Raw genomic sequence first — 15670 nt, forward strand, 5'->3', positions numbered from 1 at the left:
AGTTGATCACGGCGAATCCACTCGAAAGGGTGGTGTCCGCGCGGATGCGGGTTTACCCGCCCCTACTCGCCGTCGAGCCCGCGTTCGATGGCGTACCGCACCAGCTCCACCCGGTTGTGCAACTGGAGCTTGCCCAGGGTGTTCTGGACGTGGTTCTGGACCGTGCGGTGGGAGATCACCAGGCGCTCGGCGATCTGCTTGTAACTCAGGCCCTTGGCGACCAGGCGCAGCACCTCGGTCTCGCGGTCGGTGAGCCGGGGCGCCCTCGGCTCACCGGCGTCCGCGACGGGCGTGGGCTCGGCGGCCAGCCGCCGGTACTCGCCAAGCACCAGGCCGGCCAGGCCCGGTGTGAACACCGGGTCGCCCACGGCCGTGCGGCGCACCGCGTCCAGCAGCTCCTGGGTCGAGGCGGACTTCAGCAGGTAGCCCGTGGCACCCGACTTCACGGCCTCCAGCACATCGGCGTGCTCACCGCTCGCGGACAGCACCAGCACGCGCAACGCCGGGTCGGCGCCGACGAGTTCCTTGCAGACCTGGACCCCCGGCTTCGCGGGCAGGTTCAGGTCGAGCACGAGCACGTCGGGCGCGGCGGCCCGGGCGCGGCGCACCGCCTGCGCGCCGTCGCCCGCGGTGGCGACCACCTCGAAGCCGGACTCGGTCAGGTCGCGGGCCACGGCGTCGCGCCACATCGGATGGTCGTCGACCACCATCACTCTGATCGGGTCCTGTTCCGCGCTCATCGGCTCTCCGCCTTCCCCCGCGTCCACGGCGCGCCCTTCGCGCTTCCCGTGTGCCCGCTGCCGTTCGTGGTCTGCGTGTTCCTGGGTACGTGCAGTTCGACCTCCGTGCCCTGGCCGGGCACCGAGACCAGTTCGGCGCTGCCGCCGATGTCGCGCAGCCGGCCCCGGATCGACAGGGCCACACCGAGCCGGCCCTCGTCCTCGGCCTGGGCGAGCCGCCCCTGCGGGATGCCGGGACCGTCGTCCCGCACGGTCACGATCACCGACTCCGGCTCGTCCTCGACCAGGATCCACGCCCGCGCGCCCTCGCCCGCGTGCCGGCGGACGTTGTCCAGCGCGGCTCCGACGGCGGCGGCCACCTCGCGGGCGGCGGCGGCCGGCAGCGGCACCGGGGCGCCCGGTTCGGCGAGGCTGACCCGGGCACCGGCGTACGGGGTGAGCAGCGCGCGCAGGTCGACGGGCGCGTCGGCGTCGTCGTCCGTGCCCTCGTCGAGGGTCCCGACGGCCGCGCCCCGCGCGGTGTCCCCGGCCGGATCCGCAAGGGCGTCCCTCGGCGCCCGGGGGACCGAGGCCGGCCCGCCGGAGACCAGGGTGCGCAGCGCCACCTCCTGCTCGCCCGCCAGCCGGCCCAGTTCGGCGGCCTCGCCCCCGATGACCGCGCCGCGCCGCTGCACCATGGCCAGCACCTGGAGCACGCCGTCGTGGATGTCCCGGGCCAGGCGCTCCCGTTCCCGGGTGGCCGCCTCGATCTCCAGCGCGCGGGCGAGGGTGCGCTCGGAGGCGCGGGCGACCTCGACGACGTAGCCGATGGCGATGGAGGCGACCCAGACCAGGATCACGTTGTGGACGGTGTCGCGGGTCGCGGCGCCGCGCTCGACCAGGTTGGCGGCGGCGACGGCGGTGGAGGCGAAGGCGGCCCAGCGCCAGCCGCCCTTGACGGCGAAGGCGAGGACGGAGCCGGCGGTCCAGATCGACGGCAGGGTCGGGCCGCCGTCCGCGATCCGCGCCGGCGCGTCGGCGACGGGGGTGAGGAGGATGCCGGCCAGCGCCAGGGTGAGGTCGGCGGCCAGGAAGCGCCTGGTGCAGCTCACGGCGTTCGCGACCCTGGGCAGGGTGGCCAGGGTCCACCCGGACAGCACGCAGTAGTAGGCGATGGCGACGCCGGGGCGCGGGAACCGGTCGTAGCCGGTGGCGAACAGGCCGACCGCGTAGAGCATGGTCAGCACCCGGTATCCGGCGAGCGCGCGCCACAGCGGCTGCTCGACCGACATCCTCATCACGCGTTGCCGCTTCGGCATGTCCCCCCGCATGTCCCCCCTCGGCGGTTCGCCCTACTCCGCCTGACTCTCCCTCTGGGCCTGTTGCGTCTCGGCCGCTTCCGTCCCGTCCTGTCGCGTCGGGACCTGTTCCCTCTCGCCCCGCCCGAGCGCGGCCCGTACGGCCTTCTGGGCCTTGTCGGCCGCCCGCCCCGCCGTCTTCTCCGCTTCCCTGCCGGCCTTGGCCGCCTCCGCGATCTGCCGTTTGGCCGCGGTCGCGTAGATGTCGACGTACTCCTGGCCGGAGAGCTTCATGATCTCGTACATGACCTCGTCCGTCACCGCCCGCAGCACGAAACGGTCGTGCGCGAGGCCCTGGTAGCGGCTGAAGTCCAGCGGCTTGCCGATGCGTATGCCCGGGCGCATCAGCTTGGGGACGACCTTCCCGGGAGGCTGGATCTTCTCGGTGTCGATCATGGCGACCGGGATGACGGGCGCCCCGGTGGCCAGCGCCACGCGGGCCAGGCCGCCCGGCTTGCCGCGGTAGAGCCGCCCGTCGGGCGAGCGGGTGCCCTCCGGGTAGATGCCGAACAGCTCGCCGCGCTCCAGCACCTCTATGCCGCTCTTCACCGCGGCCTCGCCCGCGCCGCGCGTCCCGGAGCGGTCCACCGGGAGCTGGCCCACGCCCTTGAAGAACGCGGCGGTCATCCGGCCCTTCACCCCGGGCGTGGTGAAGTACTCGGCCTTCGCGATGAAGGTGACCTTGCGGTGGAGCATCACCGGCAGGAAGAAGGAGTCCGAGAAGGACAGGTGATTGCTCGCCAGTATGGCGGGGCCCTCGGCCGGGATGTTCTCCAGTCCCTCCACCCAGGGCCGGAAGGCGAGCTTGAGCGGCCCCCCGATGGCGACCTTCATCGTGCCGTAGAACAACCGAGTGCCTTCCTGTGTGTGTCGGTCAGACGATACCGCCGGGTACCGCCTGGGGGGCCGATGGCCCTGGTCGGTGTCAGTACGGTCGCGTACGGTGAAGTACCTGCAATCGACGACCACAGGAGAGCAACGTGCCGGTGCTCCCCGGAGCCGAGCCGTACCGCCACGAGGGCGGCGAGGTCGGCGTCCTCCTCTGCCACGGCTTCACCGGTTCCCCCCAGTCGCTGCGCCCCTGGGGGCGGTACCTCGCCGAGCGCGGCCTGACCGTCTCGCTCCCCCTGCTGCCCGGGCACGGCACACGCTGGGAGGACATGCAGCTCACCGGCTGGCCCGACTGGTACGCGGAGGTGGACCGCGAGCTGCGGGTCCTGCGCGATTCCTGCGCGCGGGTGTTCGTGGCCGGACTGTCCATGGGCGGCGCGCTGGCGCTGCGGCTGGCCGCCCGGCACGGGGACGCGGTCACGGGCGTCGTGGTCGTCAACCCGGCCAACAAGGTGCACGGTCTGTCGGCGTACGCCCTGCCGGTGGCCCGCCATGTCGTACGGACCACGAAGGGCATCGCGAGCGACATCGCGCTGGAGGGCGCCGCCGAGCTGGGGTACGACCGGGTGCCGCTGCACGCCGCGCACTCGCTCAGGACCTTCTTCCGGATGCTCGACGGCGAGCTGCCGCAGGTCACCCAGCCGCTGCTGCTCCTGCGCAGCCCGCAGGACCATGTGGTGCCGCCGGTCGACTCGGCCCGGATCCTCGGCCGGGTCTCCTCCACGGACGTCACGGAGGTCCTGCTGGAACACAGCTACCACGTCGCGACGTTGGACCACGACGCGGACCGGATCTTCGAGGAGAGCTACGCCTTCGTCGGCCGGCTCGCACCCAGTGTCGGCAAGGAAGGGACGACAGCAGGTGGCTGAGCACGACTCCGACCGCGAGAACCGCGACGGCGGTGAGCCGGTGGAGCCGGCCGAACCGGTCACGCCCGCCGGGCCCGCAGGGCCCGTCGAGCCGGCCGAACCCGCCGAACCCGCCGGACCGGCCGAGCAGCGCGCCGAGCCCGGCGTGCCCGCCGGGAAGGAAGGCGTCGCCTTCGACGAGGAGGCCGCCTGGGCGGCGATCGTCGCCGGGTACGGGCAGGAGCCGCCGGACCCGCCGGGTTCGAGGCCGTTCCGGCCGATCGAGGACCTGGCGCTGCCGCCGGACCCCGGGGCGCCCGACGAGAAGCCGTGGAAGGAGAGGACGGACGGGAAGGACAGGAAGGACAGGAAGGCCGAGGACGCCAAGGGCGACAGGGGCGACAAGGGCGACAAGGACAGCCGGGACGGCGAGGCAGGCGAGAGCGAGAAGGGCCCGGCCGGGCGGCTCGGCGGCTCGGTCTCCTTCGCACCCGGTGTCGGCCGTCCCGGTGCGGGGCCGCGCGACTACTCGCTCGCCGAACCCTCCGAGGACGACTTCGACGAGGGCGACGAGGGCCACTTCGTCCCGCCGGAGCCGCCCCCGTTGCCCTCCGCCGACCCGACCTCGAAGTTCGCCTGGCTCGCGGTGATAGGCGGGCCCGTCCTGCTCCTGCTGGCCGTCCTGTTCGGCTGGGACATGACGTGGTGGCTCGCCACGCTCGGCATCGGCGGCTTCCTGGGTGGCTTCGCAACGCTGGTGATGCGGATGAAGCCGGACGACGATGACGACGACAACCCGGGCCGCGGGGCGGTGGTCTGACCCGCGGGACCGACCGCACCACCGGCCCCCGGGTCCCGCGACCGACCCCGCGACCGACCGCGCGCGACCGGCCCCGACCCCCGGTCCTAGGGAAGCGCCGGCACTCTGAGGGCGGCCAGCACCGGCAGGTGGTCCGTGGCCGCCCTCAGGTCCGTCTCCGTCACCCCGTACCGGCCGGGGGGCACCCCGCAGCCGAGGACCTCGACACCGCGGGTGGCGAAGACCGCGTCGATGCGCCGGTGCGGATCGCCGGACGTCCAGGTGTCCTCCGCTCCCCAGGGGGCGGTGGCCCAGCCGTCCTGGAGCAGGTCGGCCAGCCGCCGGAACGCCGGCCCCTCCGGCCCCTCGTTGAGGTCGCCGCCCGCCACCGCGTGCGCCACGCCCATCCCGGCCAGCCGGTCCAGGAGCGCGCCGGCCTGCTCGTACCGTTCGGCCGCGTCGAGCGAGAGGTGGCAGCTGACGACGCCCAGCCGGGCGCCCCCGAACCGGACGACCGCCGTGGCGAGGCCCCGCCGGTGCAGCCCGGGGGTGAGCGGCAGCAGGACGTCCTCGGTGCGCTCCACGGTGGCCCTGAGCGAGCAGAGCACCGCCGGGCCCGCGGCCGTCGCACCCCCGGTGAGGACCACCAGGTCCGAGGCCGCGGCGAGCCGGGCCAGCTTCTTGCGCCAGCGGAAGAAGCGCGGCGCCTCCTGGAGGAGCACGAGATCGGGCGCGCAGGCCCGGATCACCCGGGCCAGCGCCTCGGTGTCGTCCCGCATCGAACGGATGTTGTGGCTCAGGACGCGGATGACGGCGGAACCGTCGGGTTCCGTGCGGGAGTTGGGCAGCAGCATGGCGATCAACATACGCCGCGGCCCACTCGATGCCGGTACGGCGGCGCCCACCGGTCCCGGACGGACGGGGACGGTGGGCGCGCTCACGGTACGACCGGCGCTACATGATCGGGTCGGGCTCCCGGGCGAGGTCAGCCGCGCCCACCAGACCGGCCTTGTTGCCGAGCTGGGCGGCGAGGACGTCGGCGACCGGGCGCCAGTTGCCGCCGACCAGCCAGCGCTTGTAGGACTTGCGGATCGGGTCCAGGACCAGCTCGCCCTCGTCGGAGAGGCCGCCGCCGACGATGAACGCGGACGGGTCGAAGAGCGAGGCCAGGTCGGCCAGGCCGGCGCCCACCCAGCGAGCCAGCTCGCGGTAGGAGTCGACGGCCACCGGGCAGCCCTGGCGGGCGGCCACGGAGATGTGCTTGCCCTCGATGCCCTCGGGGGTGCCGTCGCCGAGGGCGAGCAGCACCTCCGCGCTCTCGGGGGCGGCGTTGGCGCGCTGCTTGGCGTACCTCACCAGGGCGCGCCCGGAGGCGTACTGCTCCCAGCAGCCCTGCGAGCCGCAGCCGCACAGTAGGCCGTCCGGGACCATCCGGATGTGGCCGAACTCGGCGGCCACGCCGAAGTGGCCGCGGCGCAGCTTGTTGCCGATGACGATGCCGCCGCCGAGGCCGGTGCCGAGCGTGATGCAGATGACGTTGCGGTGGCCCTTGCCGGCGCCGAACTTGTACTCGCCCCAGGCCGCGGCGTTGGCGTCGTTCTCCACGACGACCGGCAGCGCGACGCGCGCCTCGACCTCCTCCTTCAGCGGCTCGTTGCGCCAGTCGATGTTGGGCGCGAAGTAGACCGTGGAGCGCTGCCGGTTGACGTATCCGGCGGCGCCGATGCCCACGCCGACGATCTCGTGCCCCGCGCGTGCGCCCTCCACCGCCGAGGCGATGGCGTCCACGATGGCCGCGGGCGTGGCGGGGGTCGGCACCTTGAAGGTCGAGAGGATGTTGCCTTCCTCGTCGACCACGCCGGCCGCGATCTTCGTGCCGCCGATGTCGACGCCGATGGTGAGTCCCATGAATCCCTCAGTTCCGGTCGAGCCCCGCTACGGCCAACCGTACCCGAGGCCCTGCCGTCGGATTCGCGTCGCAGGGACGGTCGGTGCAAGTCGTCCGGACCGTCAGTCCAGGTCGATGCGCTCGCCGCCGCTGCCCTCGCCGGGGTCGCGGCGGTCGTCGGGGTGGGCGTCCGGGTCGTCCAGTCCGTCCCACGCGGACTCGCCCGTGCGGGACGACGTCCAGCGGCGCTCCTGGGCCTCGACGGCCGAGCGGTACGCGGCGAGGAGTTCACCGCCGGCCGCCGCCAGGTGCTCGAAGACCTCGGGGTTGCGCTCCACGACCGGTTCGACGGCCGCCTTGGCCTGCTGGACCATCTGCCGCACCACCTGTTCGGCCGCGGGTCCGGCGAGCGCGCCGAGCAGCGGCGCCTGGATCGACGACAGCTTGTCGGCGACGGTGTCGACGAACCTGCGCAGTTCCTCGGCGGCCGAGCCGGGCGGCGGGCCGTACTGCTCGCGGCGACGGGCCTGCTCCGCCGCGAGGTCCTCGGCGCAGGCCGTGGACCAGGCGTCGGCGTCCGTGGCGTCCGGACGGGGGGTGTCCCCACGGCCGCCGGGCTCCTCCTGAGCGGCGTCGTCGCGATGGGCGTCGGACGGTGTGCGCTCTTCGCTCATGGCGGACTCCTGACTACGGTTCGTCCCTCCGACGTTACCCGAACGGGGGTAGGCGCTTCATCTCTCGCGCGGCCACAGCGCAGGGTCCGGCGCGAACCGGATCCGCAGCGCGCCGTCGCGCAGGGCGGCCCCGTCGACGGTGCACCGGCGCAGCGCCGAGGGCAGCGGTACGACGCGGCGGAACGGCCCGGCGGTCACCGCGAGTTCGTCGCCGAGCCGGATGAGGTCCAGCTCCTCCCGTATGGCGCCGGGCAGGGGGATGTTCCACACGAGGACCCCGTCCTCGGCGAGCCGGTCGGTCACGGGCCACTCGACCGGGGCGGTCGCCGGTTTCACGCCGGGCACGGCGAGGGCGGCGAGGTCGTCCAGGCCGCGCGGGTCCCGGCCCAGGTGGGCGGCCGGGTGGACGGCGTACGTCTCGCGCCACTCGTCGAGGGTCTTGCGCTGCTGCGCGACCGGGCCGGCCAGCCAGGAGTCCGCCGCGGTCTCCGGCAGGACCCGGCCGGCGACCAGGCACTCCACGGCCAGCCCGCGCACGGCCAGGCCCAGGGCGGCGCCGCGGACGGCGTCGGCGCCGGCCGGGCCGGGCTCGGCGACCAGGCGTACCCGGGTGCCGCGGTCGGCGACCACCGCGGCCACGGCGGCCAGCTCGACGTCCCAGCGTGCCGCCGTCTCGTACAGCCACTCGGCCGGCATGGGGAGGCCGGCGAGCCGGCCGAGCACCGGCCGCAGGGCGCGGGCCGCCTGCCGCTCGGGCGGGAGCAGCCGGCGCAGATAGCGGCGCAGCTCCTCGGGCAGCGCGAGCAGGGCGAGCGCCTGCGGCGCCGGGGGCAGGTCGACGACCAGCAGCTCGAACCGCTCCGACAGGGCCGCGTCGCGCAGCGCGCGCAGCAGGGCGAGTTCCTCGGCGCCCGGCAGCGGGGTGACCTCCTCGGGGTCCAGACGCGTGGCCCCGAGCAGGTCGAGCACCTGGCCCGCGCGGTCCTGGAAGGCGGCGAGGTCGGTCCGGAAGCCGGTCGCCGCGTCGGGGCGCCAGGCGGTCAGCCCCGGTACGACGGGCACCGGCTCGGCACCCGTCGGCACCCCGAGCGCCGCGCCGAGGGAGTCCGTGCGGTCGGCGCTGAGCACGAGGGTCTGGACGCCGTCACGGGCGGCGGTCAGTGCGGTGGCGGCGGCGACGGTCGTACGGCCGCTGCCGCCCGGGCCCGTGATCAGGAGGGTGCGCATGACGTTGAACGGTAGCTGGCTTCGACGGCTCGGTCGCCCACGGGCGCGCCCTTCGGCCTCGCACCCGGCGCCCGGGCAGGCGGGCCCCGGGTGGGCCCCTGCTGTTCCGCCGTGGGCCGCGCGGGCCTACTTCTCGCCCGACTCCACGCGCTTCTTCAGGCCCGCGAGGGCCCGGTCGATGATGACCTTCTCGGCCTTGCGCTTGATCATGCCGAGCATGGGGATCTTGACGTCGACGGTGAGGAGGTAGGTCACCTCGGTGGCGTGCACGCCCGCGGGCTTGAGGACGTAGGAGCCGTCCAGGGAGCGCAGCATCTGGGACTTCACCAGGGTCCAGGAGACCTCGTGGTCGCCGGTCCAGGTGTAGGCGAGGGTCTGGTCGTCCTTGATGGCGCCCGCGTCCATGACGAGGCGGACCTGGTGGGCACGGCCCTGCTCGTCCGTCTTGAGGACCTCGGCCTCCTTCACCTCGCCGGTCCAGTCGGGGTAGCGGGCGAAGTCGGCGATCACGGCCATGACGTCGGCCGGTGGCGCCTCGATCGTGATGCTCGAGCTGGTGTGTTCCGCCATCGCCGTGGCTCCTCCAGATGCGGGCCGGTAGTGCGGCCGGGTGAGGCCGGTGGTGCGCTCCTCGTGCGCACGTGTGTGCAGCGTGAAGGCTACCGCGCGCCCGGCCGCCGGACTCCACCCCCGCCTGGGCGATCGGCCGGAATGGTCACCATTCGAGCACCCAGGGCCGGCCGCTCCCGGCGAAGTGCCCCACGTTCACGCATTCGGTCGCGCCGATCCTCATCCGCCGCACCAGCGGCTGGTGGACATGGCCGAAGAGGGCGTACCGGGGCCGGGTGCGCCGGATGGCCTCCAGCAGGGCGCGGCTGCCCCGCTCGAAGCGGCGCGCGACGGTGTCGTAGACGAGTTCCGGCACCTCGGGCGGGATGTGCGTGCACAGCACGTCGACCTCGCCGACCGCCTCGATCTTCGCCGCGTACTCCTCGTCGCCGATCTCGAACGGGGTGCCCATCGCGGTGCGCAGGCCGCCGCCGACGAAGCCGAAGACACGGCCACCGATCTCCACCCGCTCACCGTCGAGCACGGTGGTGCCCTCGCGGGCGTACTCCTTCCACAGCGTCGGCATGTCGACGTTCCCGTAGGTGGCGTACGTCGGAGTGGGGAAGGCGGCGAAGAGTTCCGCGTACTGCTTGCGCACCGCCCGCTCCATCACCGTGGCCCGGTCGCCGTCGACACCCGCCCACAGCCGGGCGCCGAACTCGCGTGCCTCGGCGAAGCGGCGGGCGGTGCGCAGCTCGACGATGCGGTCGGCGTTCGCCACGCCGAACAGGTCGGGGAAGATCCCGCGCGAGTGGTCGGCGTAGTCGACGAAGAGGATCAGGTCGCCGAGACACACCAGGGCGTCGGCGCCCTCTCCGGCCCGGGCCAGATCGCGCACGTTGCCGTGCACGTCGCTGACCACATGGATGCGCGTTCTGCCGTGACGGGCCGATGTGGGTGCCATGGCGATCAAGCGTAGGCGGGCGTGGCATACGTGAACAGTGGCGGCCGGAAACGCCGTTACTGGCCGGTGGTTCAGCGGGTCGACTACTGTGCGCAGGGGAACGTCGATCCGTGTGACGCAGCGAACATCTCGCCGGGTCCCCCTGTCGAAGAACCATACCGGCGGGTAACGTCCGGCCCGTCCCATCGTTTCTGGATTTCAACTACGTCGTGGCGCCGGCGCCCTATGAGGAGCAGCAGACTTGCGCGAGTTCAGCCTTCCGGCTCTGTACGAGGTCCCTGCGGACGGGAATCTGACCGACATCGTCCGCAGAAACGCCGCGCAGCATCCCGACGTCGCCGTCATCGCCCGCAAGGTGGACGGTGTCTGGCGGGACGTCACGGCACGGGCCTTCCTCGCCGAGGTGCACGCCGCCGCCAAGGGTCTGATCGCCTCCGGCATCCAGCCCGGCGACCGGGTCGGACTGATGTCCCGTACGCGCTACGAGTGGACACTCCTTGACTTCGCGATCTGGAGCGCGGGCGCGATCACCGTGCCGGTGTACGAGACCAGTTCGCCGGAGCAGGTGCGGTGGATCCTCGGCGACTCCGGCGCGACCGCCTGCGTCGTGGAGCTGGACCAGCACGCAGCCGCGGTCGAGGCGGTGCGCGACACGCTGCCCGCGCTGAAGAACCTCTGGCAGATCGAGGCCGGCGGGGTCGAGGAGCTCGTCCGGGCCGGCCGGGACATCAGCGACGCCGCGGTGGAGGAGCGCGGCTCGCTGGCGAAGGCCGACGACCCGGCGACCATCGTGTACACCAGTGGCACCACCGGCCGCCCCAAGGGCTGCGTGCTCACCCACCGCGCCTTCTTCGCCGAGTGCGGCAACGTCGTGGAGCGGCTGCGCCCCCTGTTCCGCACCGGCGAGTGCTCGGTGCTGCTCTTCCTGCCGCTGGCGCACGTCTTCGGCCGGCTGGTCCAGGTCGCCCCGATGATGGCGCCGATCAGGCTGGGCTGCGTCCCGGACATCAAGAACCTCACCGACGAGCTGGCCGCGTTCCGCCCCACGCTGATCCTCGGTGTCCCGCGGGTCTTCGAGAAGGTCTACAACGGGGCGCGCGCCAAGGCGCAGGCGGACGGCAAGGGCCGGATCTTCGACAGGGCGGCCGACACGGCGATCGCCTACAGCAAGGCGCTGGACAGCTCCTCGGGTCCCTCGCTCGGGCTGCGGATCAAGCACAAGGTGTTCGACAAGCTGGTCTACGGCAAGCTGCGCGCGGTGCTCGGCGGGCGCGGCGAGTACGCCATCTCCGGCGGCGCCCCGCTCGGCGAGCGCCTCGGCCACTTCTACCGCGGTATCGGCTTCACGGTCCTGGAGGGCTACGGCCTGACCGAGTCCTGCGCGGCGACCGCCTTCAACCCCTGGGACCGGCAGAAGATCGGCACGGTCGGCCAGCCGCTGCCCGGCTCGGTGATCCGCATCGCGGACGACGGGGAGGTGCTGTTGCACGGTGAGCACCTGTTCAAGGAGTACTGGAACAACCCCGGTGCGACCCGTCAGGCGCTGGCCGACGGCTGGTTCCACACCGGTGACATCGGCACGCTCGACGAGGACGGCTACCTCAGCATCACCGGCCGCAAGAAGGAGATCATCGTCACCGCGGGCGGCAAGAACGTCGCCCCGGCCGTGATCGAGGACCGCATCCGGGCGCACGCGCTGGTCGCGGAGTGCATGGTGGTGGGCGACGGGCGGCCGTTCGTGGGCGCGCTGATCACCCTCGACGAGGACTTCCTGCACCGCTGGTGCGCCGAGCACGGCAAGCCGGCGGACTCCACCGCACAGTCGCTGCGCGAGGACCCGGACCTGAACGCGGCGATCCAGACGGCGGTCGACGACGGCAACGCCGCGGTGTCGAAGGCGGAGTCGGTGCGGAAGTTCCGCATCCTGTCCTCCCAGTTCACGGAGGAGTCGGGGCACCTCACCCCGTCGCTGAAGCTCAAGCGGAACGTGGTGGCGGAGCACTACGCGGACGAGATCGAGGCGCTCTACGCCACGTAGCGCGCCGCCGCGCTACAGCAGTTCCTCCAGCCGCTGGGCCAGCAGGTCCCACCGCCACTTCTCCTCGACCCAGGTGCGTCCCCGCTCCCCCATGCGGCGGCGCAGCTCCGCGTCCCCCAGGAGCGTGACGACGCGGTCGGCGGCCTCCTCGGGGGAGCCGCCGCGCACGACCCAGCCGGTCTCGCCGTCGAGCACCGCGTCGGGCGCGCCGCCGGAGTCGCCGGCGACGACGGGCAGTCCGGTCGCGGACGCCTCCAGGTAGACGATCCCGAGCCCCTCGACGTCGAGTCCGCCGCGCCGGGTGCGGCAGGGCATGGCGAAGACGTCGCCGGCGCCGTAGTGCGCGGGCAGTTCGGCCCAGGGCACCGCGCCGGTGAAGCGCACGGAGCCGGCCACCCCGGTCCGCTCCGCCAGGGCGCGCAGATCCCTCTCGTACGGTCCACCGCCGACGATCAACAGCACGGTGTCCGGCTCGGCGGCCAGGATCCGGGGCATGGCCTGGATCAGCGTGTCCTGCCCCTTGCGCCTCACCAGCCGCGAGACGCACACGACCACCGGCCGGTCGGTGAGCCCGAGTCGGGCCCGCACCGCGTCGCCGCCCGAGCCGGGGTGGAACGTCTTCTCGTCGACGCCCGGGGGCAGTCGCACCATCCGCCCGGCCGCCTCGGGAGTCAGCGCGGTGGCGATCCGGGAGCAGGTGTACTCGCCGAGGTAGGTGATCGTGTCCGTCGACTCCCCGACGCGGCGCAGGAGCCCACGCGCGGCGGGCAGTTGCGCCCAGCCCGCCTCGTGCCCGTGGGTGGTGGCCACCAGCCGCTCGGCGCCCGCCCTCCTCAGGGCCGGCGCCATCAGACCGAGCGGCGCCGCCGCGCCGAACCACACCGCCGTACACCCGTGTTCCCGCAGCAGCCCGACCGCGCGCCTCCTCGCGCCCGGCGTCGGCAGCAGCATCGTCGTGCGGTCGCGTACGACGGTGAAGGGCTGCTCCGCGTCGAAGGCCGCCGTCGCCTCGGCGCCCTCCCGGCCCCGCTTCCAGGTGGAGGCGTAGACGACCAGCCGCTCCGGGTCCAGGCGCAGCGCCATGTTGTGCAAAAACGCCTGGATCCCGCCCGGCCGCGGCGGAAAGTCGTTGGTCACGATGAGGGTCTTGCGCACAACCGCCGACCCTACCGAACCCGGCCGAGCCCACCGGACACGGCCGTGCCGCACGCCCCGCGACGGCCGGCCGCGAGATCATGTGCCCCTCGGGTGGACGCGCGGAGAGGGGTCGGGTGGGCGGAACAGGAGACCGGCGAGGGCTCGCCGGGGTGCTGGTGGTCTGGGGCGTCAGCCGGGTCGCGCTGCTTCTCCTCACGTTCGGGGTTTTCCGCTTCCCGGGGCCCGACGACGTCACGACGGACCTCTCGGTGATCTACCAGGGCTGGTACGAGGTGCTGCGGCAGGGCGCCTTCCCGGCCGGCGACGTGACCTGGCAGTACCCACCCGCCGCCGCGCTCGCGATCCTCTCCCCCGCCGTCCTGCCCTTCCTCGACTACGCCACGGCCTTCCAGGTCCTGGCCCTGCTGGCCGACCTGGCGGTGCTGTGCCTGCTGCTGTGCGCCGGGCGGCGGCCCGGCCGGCCGCTGCGCGGCGCCTGGGTGTGGACGGCGGGCGCGCCCCTGCTCGGCCCGGTCCTGTACGCCCGCTACGACGTGATGGTGACGGCGGTGGCCGTGGCCGCGCTGCTCGCGGGCGTCCGGCATCCGCGCGCGATGGGCGCGCTGGCCGGTTTCGGGGCGCTGCTGAAGGTGTGGCCTCTCCTGCTGCTGCCGGGCCTGCGGGGCGCGGCCGGGCGCCGTGCGTGGACGGCGGCGGCGGTGACCGTGGCGGCGCTCGCCTCGCTGTGCGCGCTCACCGTGCCCGGTGCCCTGTCCTTCGTGACCGCGCAGCGCGACCGGGGCCTGGAGGTGGAGGCGCCGGCCGCGCTCGTCCTCCACGTGGCGCGGCACTTCGGCTGGAACGGACAGGTGCTGCTCAGCTACGGCTCGCTGGAGTTCGCCGGCCCGTACACCGACGTGGTCGGCGCCGCCTCCCTGGCCCTGACCGCGGCGGCCTTCGGCTGGCTGCTGCTGTGGCGGCTGCGGGCCCGCCGCTTCCGTCCGCACACGGCCGCCCGGGCCGCGCTCACGGCCGTGCTGCTGTTCACGGTGACCAGCCGGGTCCTCAGCCCCCAGTACCTGGTGTGGCTGATCGGGCTGGCCGCCGTCTGCCGGTGCTTCCGGGACGACGGCATGCGGCTGCCGGCCGGCCTCGTCCTGGCGGCGGCCCCGGTGACGGCCCTGGAGTTCCCGGTGTACTTCGCGCACGTCGTCGCGAGCGACCGCCTCGGCGTCGGCCTCCTGCTGCTGCGCAACGGCCTGCTGGTGGCCGCGTGCGTGACCGCCTGCCGAATCCTGTGGCGCTCGACGGTCCCCGCGGCACCCAGGAGGCGGCGACCGGACCGGACCGGCCGGGCCAGCGCCGTCGATCAGCCCAGCTGACGTCCGAGGTATGCGCGCCACTGCTCGGTGAACCGCTCCAGAGTGGTGTCGAGGACCTTCCGCAGGGCGTCCTCGACCGCGCCCTCGCGGGCGCCGTGGGCGCCGACGGAGCGGTAGAAGTCGTCGAGGCGCCGCTCGCCCCACCGGTCGGCGATCATGCGGCAGGCCATCCAGCCGCTCTCGTAGGCCCGGGCGAGCCGGGCCGGGTCGCCGGCGAAGCCGAAGTCCGAGTCGGCCGGCAGGGCGGCGGGGACGTTCCCGTCGGCCACGGCGCCGCGCAGTTCGGGCGCGGTCTCGTCCGCGGTGCGGCCGGTGCCGCGGTAGCCGACCCAGTCCGCGTAACCCTCGGAGAGCCACAGCGGGGTGGCGGCGTTCGTGTGGGCGCGGGTGGCGACGTGGGTCGTCTCGTGCGTGAGGACGACCTGCTTGCCGAGCGACCCCAGCATGCCGTAGGCGGCGGGGTTGACGATGATCCGGTCCGCGGGCGCCGAGCCCGCGCGCCCGGTCTCGCCCGTGGTGACGGCGGCGATCCCGCGGTACTCGGAGACGGGCGAGCCGAGCAGTTCCGCCATGCCCTCCAGGGACTTGGGGACCAGCAGGACGACGTGCCGGCTCCAGTCCGTGCCCCACGCGTCCGACACTGCGGGTATCGCACGATCGGCCAGGTCGGCGTAGCCGCGCAGGACCGCGTCGGTGTGTCCGACGCCGAGCACGAGGCTGCTCCGCCCGTGGACCACCGAGACCGTGCCCTGGTCCCACAGTTGCTCGGCGGACTTCTTCTCCGGACGGTCGGAGTCGACGTACCACTTCCCGTCGGCGCCGGTGGACAGGGTCAGCGTGCGGCCGGCGGTGACGGGTGCCCGGTCGTAACCGGTGACCCGGTAGCTCAGTTCGGCCCGCGCGACCGCGGTGTCGCCGCTGCGGCGCAGGCTCTTCAGCCGGTAGGACCAGGCCGTCAGCGGGACGGCCCCCAGCCGCGCGTACGGGGCCCGGGTCCCGGTGGCGGCGTACGCCGCCGGATCGTGGTGCAGGACCGCCGCCGCGCGCCGGTCGAGCACCCGCTGCACCTCGGACTTCGCGGTGTCGGCCGCGGACGGCCCGCCGCATGCCGTCAGGGACGCCAGCAGCAGGCACACCGCCAGAACCGAGGAGTTCGACGCCCGCCCACGACCAGCCATTGCCCGATCGTACGGCGG

15 protein-coding genes are annotated in these 15670 nt (G+C 73.8%); 4 read left to right on the top strand and 11 right to left on the bottom strand.

Translation table 11 applies throughout. The features are described 5' to 3' along the window. Positions 1-62 precede the first annotated feature (62 nt). From ACTYVM_RS01655 to ACTYVM_RS01665, 3 genes are read right to left on the bottom strand one after another with little or no spacing between them, the layout of a single operon-like run. On the bottom strand, positions 63-740 hold the full coding sequence (locus ACTYVM_RS01655) for a response regulator (RefSeq protein WP_445524160.1): 678 nt from the start codon (positions 738-740) through the stop codon (positions 63-65). After that, positions 737-2038: a MacS family sensor histidine kinase gene (macS, locus tag ACTYVM_RS01660; protein WP_445524161.1), complete on the bottom strand. Its 1302-nt coding sequence runs from the start codon at positions 2036-2038 to the stop codon at positions 737-739. The genes ACTYVM_RS01655 and macS overlap by 4 nt, the downstream gene beginning before the upstream one ends. Before the next feature lie 33 nt (positions 2039-2071). Beyond that, positions 2072-2911 (bottom strand): lysophospholipid acyltransferase family protein, encoded by an 840-nt coding sequence (locus ACTYVM_RS01665; protein WP_445524254.1) that lies wholly within the window; start codon positions 2909-2911, stop codon positions 2072-2074. 146 nt (positions 2912-3057) lie between these two features. Between ACTYVM_RS01665 and ACTYVM_RS01670 the strand changes: the two genes are divergently transcribed. Together ACTYVM_RS01670 and ACTYVM_RS01675 are read left to right on the top strand one after the other, a co-directional pair. Next, positions 3058-3837, top strand: coding sequence for an alpha/beta hydrolase (locus ACTYVM_RS01670; protein WP_445524162.1), 780 nt, complete (start codon positions 3058-3060; stop codon positions 3835-3837). A 145-nt stretch (positions 3838-3982) separates the two neighbouring features. Beyond that, the gene (locus ACTYVM_RS01675) at positions 3983-4636 is read left to right on the top strand and encodes a hypothetical protein (RefSeq protein ID WP_445524255.1); all 654 of its coding nucleotides are present in this window, start codon (positions 3983-3985) and stop codon (positions 4634-4636) included. A gap of 86 nt (positions 4637-4722) precedes the next feature. Here ACTYVM_RS01675 and ACTYVM_RS01680 read toward each other — a convergent pair whose 3' ends face one another. The 6 genes from ACTYVM_RS01680 to ACTYVM_RS01705 all read right to left on the bottom strand — a co-directional run bounded on the left by ACTYVM_RS01680 (position 4723) and on the right by ACTYVM_RS01705 (position 9917). Continuing rightward, positions 4723-5481 (bottom strand): endonuclease/exonuclease/phosphatase family protein, encoded by a 759-nt coding sequence (locus ACTYVM_RS01680; protein WP_445524163.1) that lies wholly within the window; start codon positions 5479-5481, stop codon positions 4723-4725. 88 nt (positions 5482-5569) lie between these two features. Further along, positions 5570-6523 carry an ROK family glucokinase gene (locus ACTYVM_RS01685; protein ID WP_400025822.1) on the bottom strand — a complete coding sequence of 318 codons (954 nt, stop codon included), beginning with the start codon at positions 6521-6523 and terminating at the stop codon, positions 5570-5572. A 102-nt stretch (positions 6524-6625) separates the two neighbouring features. Further along, positions 6626-7177 carry a DUF5304 domain-containing protein gene (locus ACTYVM_RS01690; protein ID WP_445524164.1) on the bottom strand — a complete coding sequence of 184 codons (552 nt, stop codon included), beginning with the start codon at positions 7175-7177 and terminating at the stop codon, positions 6626-6628. 57 nt (positions 7178-7234) lie between these two features. After that, positions 7235-8404 carry an ArsA family ATPase gene (locus ACTYVM_RS01695; protein WP_445524165.1) on the bottom strand — a complete coding sequence of 390 codons (1170 nt, stop codon included), beginning with the start codon at positions 8402-8404 and terminating at the stop codon, positions 7235-7237. Positions 8405-8530: 126 nt separating this feature from the next. Further along, positions 8531-8974: an SRPBCC family protein gene (locus ACTYVM_RS01700; RefSeq protein WP_400025818.1), complete on the bottom strand. Its 444-nt coding sequence runs from the start codon at positions 8972-8974 to the stop codon at positions 8531-8533. Between the two features lie 145 nt (positions 8975-9119). Continuing rightward, positions 9120-9917, bottom strand: coding sequence for a metallophosphoesterase family protein (locus tag ACTYVM_RS01705; protein ID WP_445524166.1), 798 nt, complete (start codon positions 9915-9917; stop codon positions 9120-9122). Between the two features lie 241 nt (positions 9918-10158). Here ACTYVM_RS01705 and ACTYVM_RS01710 point away from each other — a divergent pair, with 241 nt between their 5' ends. Continuing rightward, the gene (locus ACTYVM_RS01710; protein WP_445524167.1) at positions 10159-11955 is read left to right on the top strand and encodes an AMP-dependent synthetase/ligase; all 1797 of its coding nucleotides are present in this window, start codon (positions 10159-10161) and stop codon (positions 11953-11955) included. A 12-nt stretch (positions 11956-11967) separates the two neighbouring features. On the opposite strand, the gene ACTYVM_RS01715 is transcribed toward ACTYVM_RS01710, so the two are convergent. After that, positions 11968-13110 (bottom strand): glycosyltransferase family 4 protein, encoded by a 1143-nt coding sequence (locus ACTYVM_RS01715; RefSeq protein ID WP_445524168.1) that lies wholly within the window; start codon positions 13108-13110, stop codon positions 11968-11970. A gap of 80 nt (positions 13111-13190) precedes the next feature. Between ACTYVM_RS01715 and ACTYVM_RS01720 the strand changes: the two genes are divergently transcribed. Next, a complete protein-coding gene (locus tag ACTYVM_RS01720; RefSeq protein ID WP_445524169.1) occupies positions 13191-14474 on the top strand; it encodes a glycosyltransferase 87 family protein in 1284 nt (427 codons plus the stop codon). Here ACTYVM_RS01720 and ACTYVM_RS01725 read toward each other — a convergent pair. Beyond that, positions 14462-15652 carry a hypothetical protein gene (locus ACTYVM_RS01725; protein WP_445524170.1) on the bottom strand — a complete coding sequence of 397 codons (1191 nt, stop codon included), beginning with the start codon at positions 15650-15652 and terminating at the stop codon, positions 14462-14464. The genes ACTYVM_RS01720 and ACTYVM_RS01725 overlap by 13 nt on opposite strands. Between the last annotated feature and the right edge of the window lie 18 nt (positions 15653-15670).

This window comes from Streptomyces cyslabdanicus, assembly GCF_052663305.1.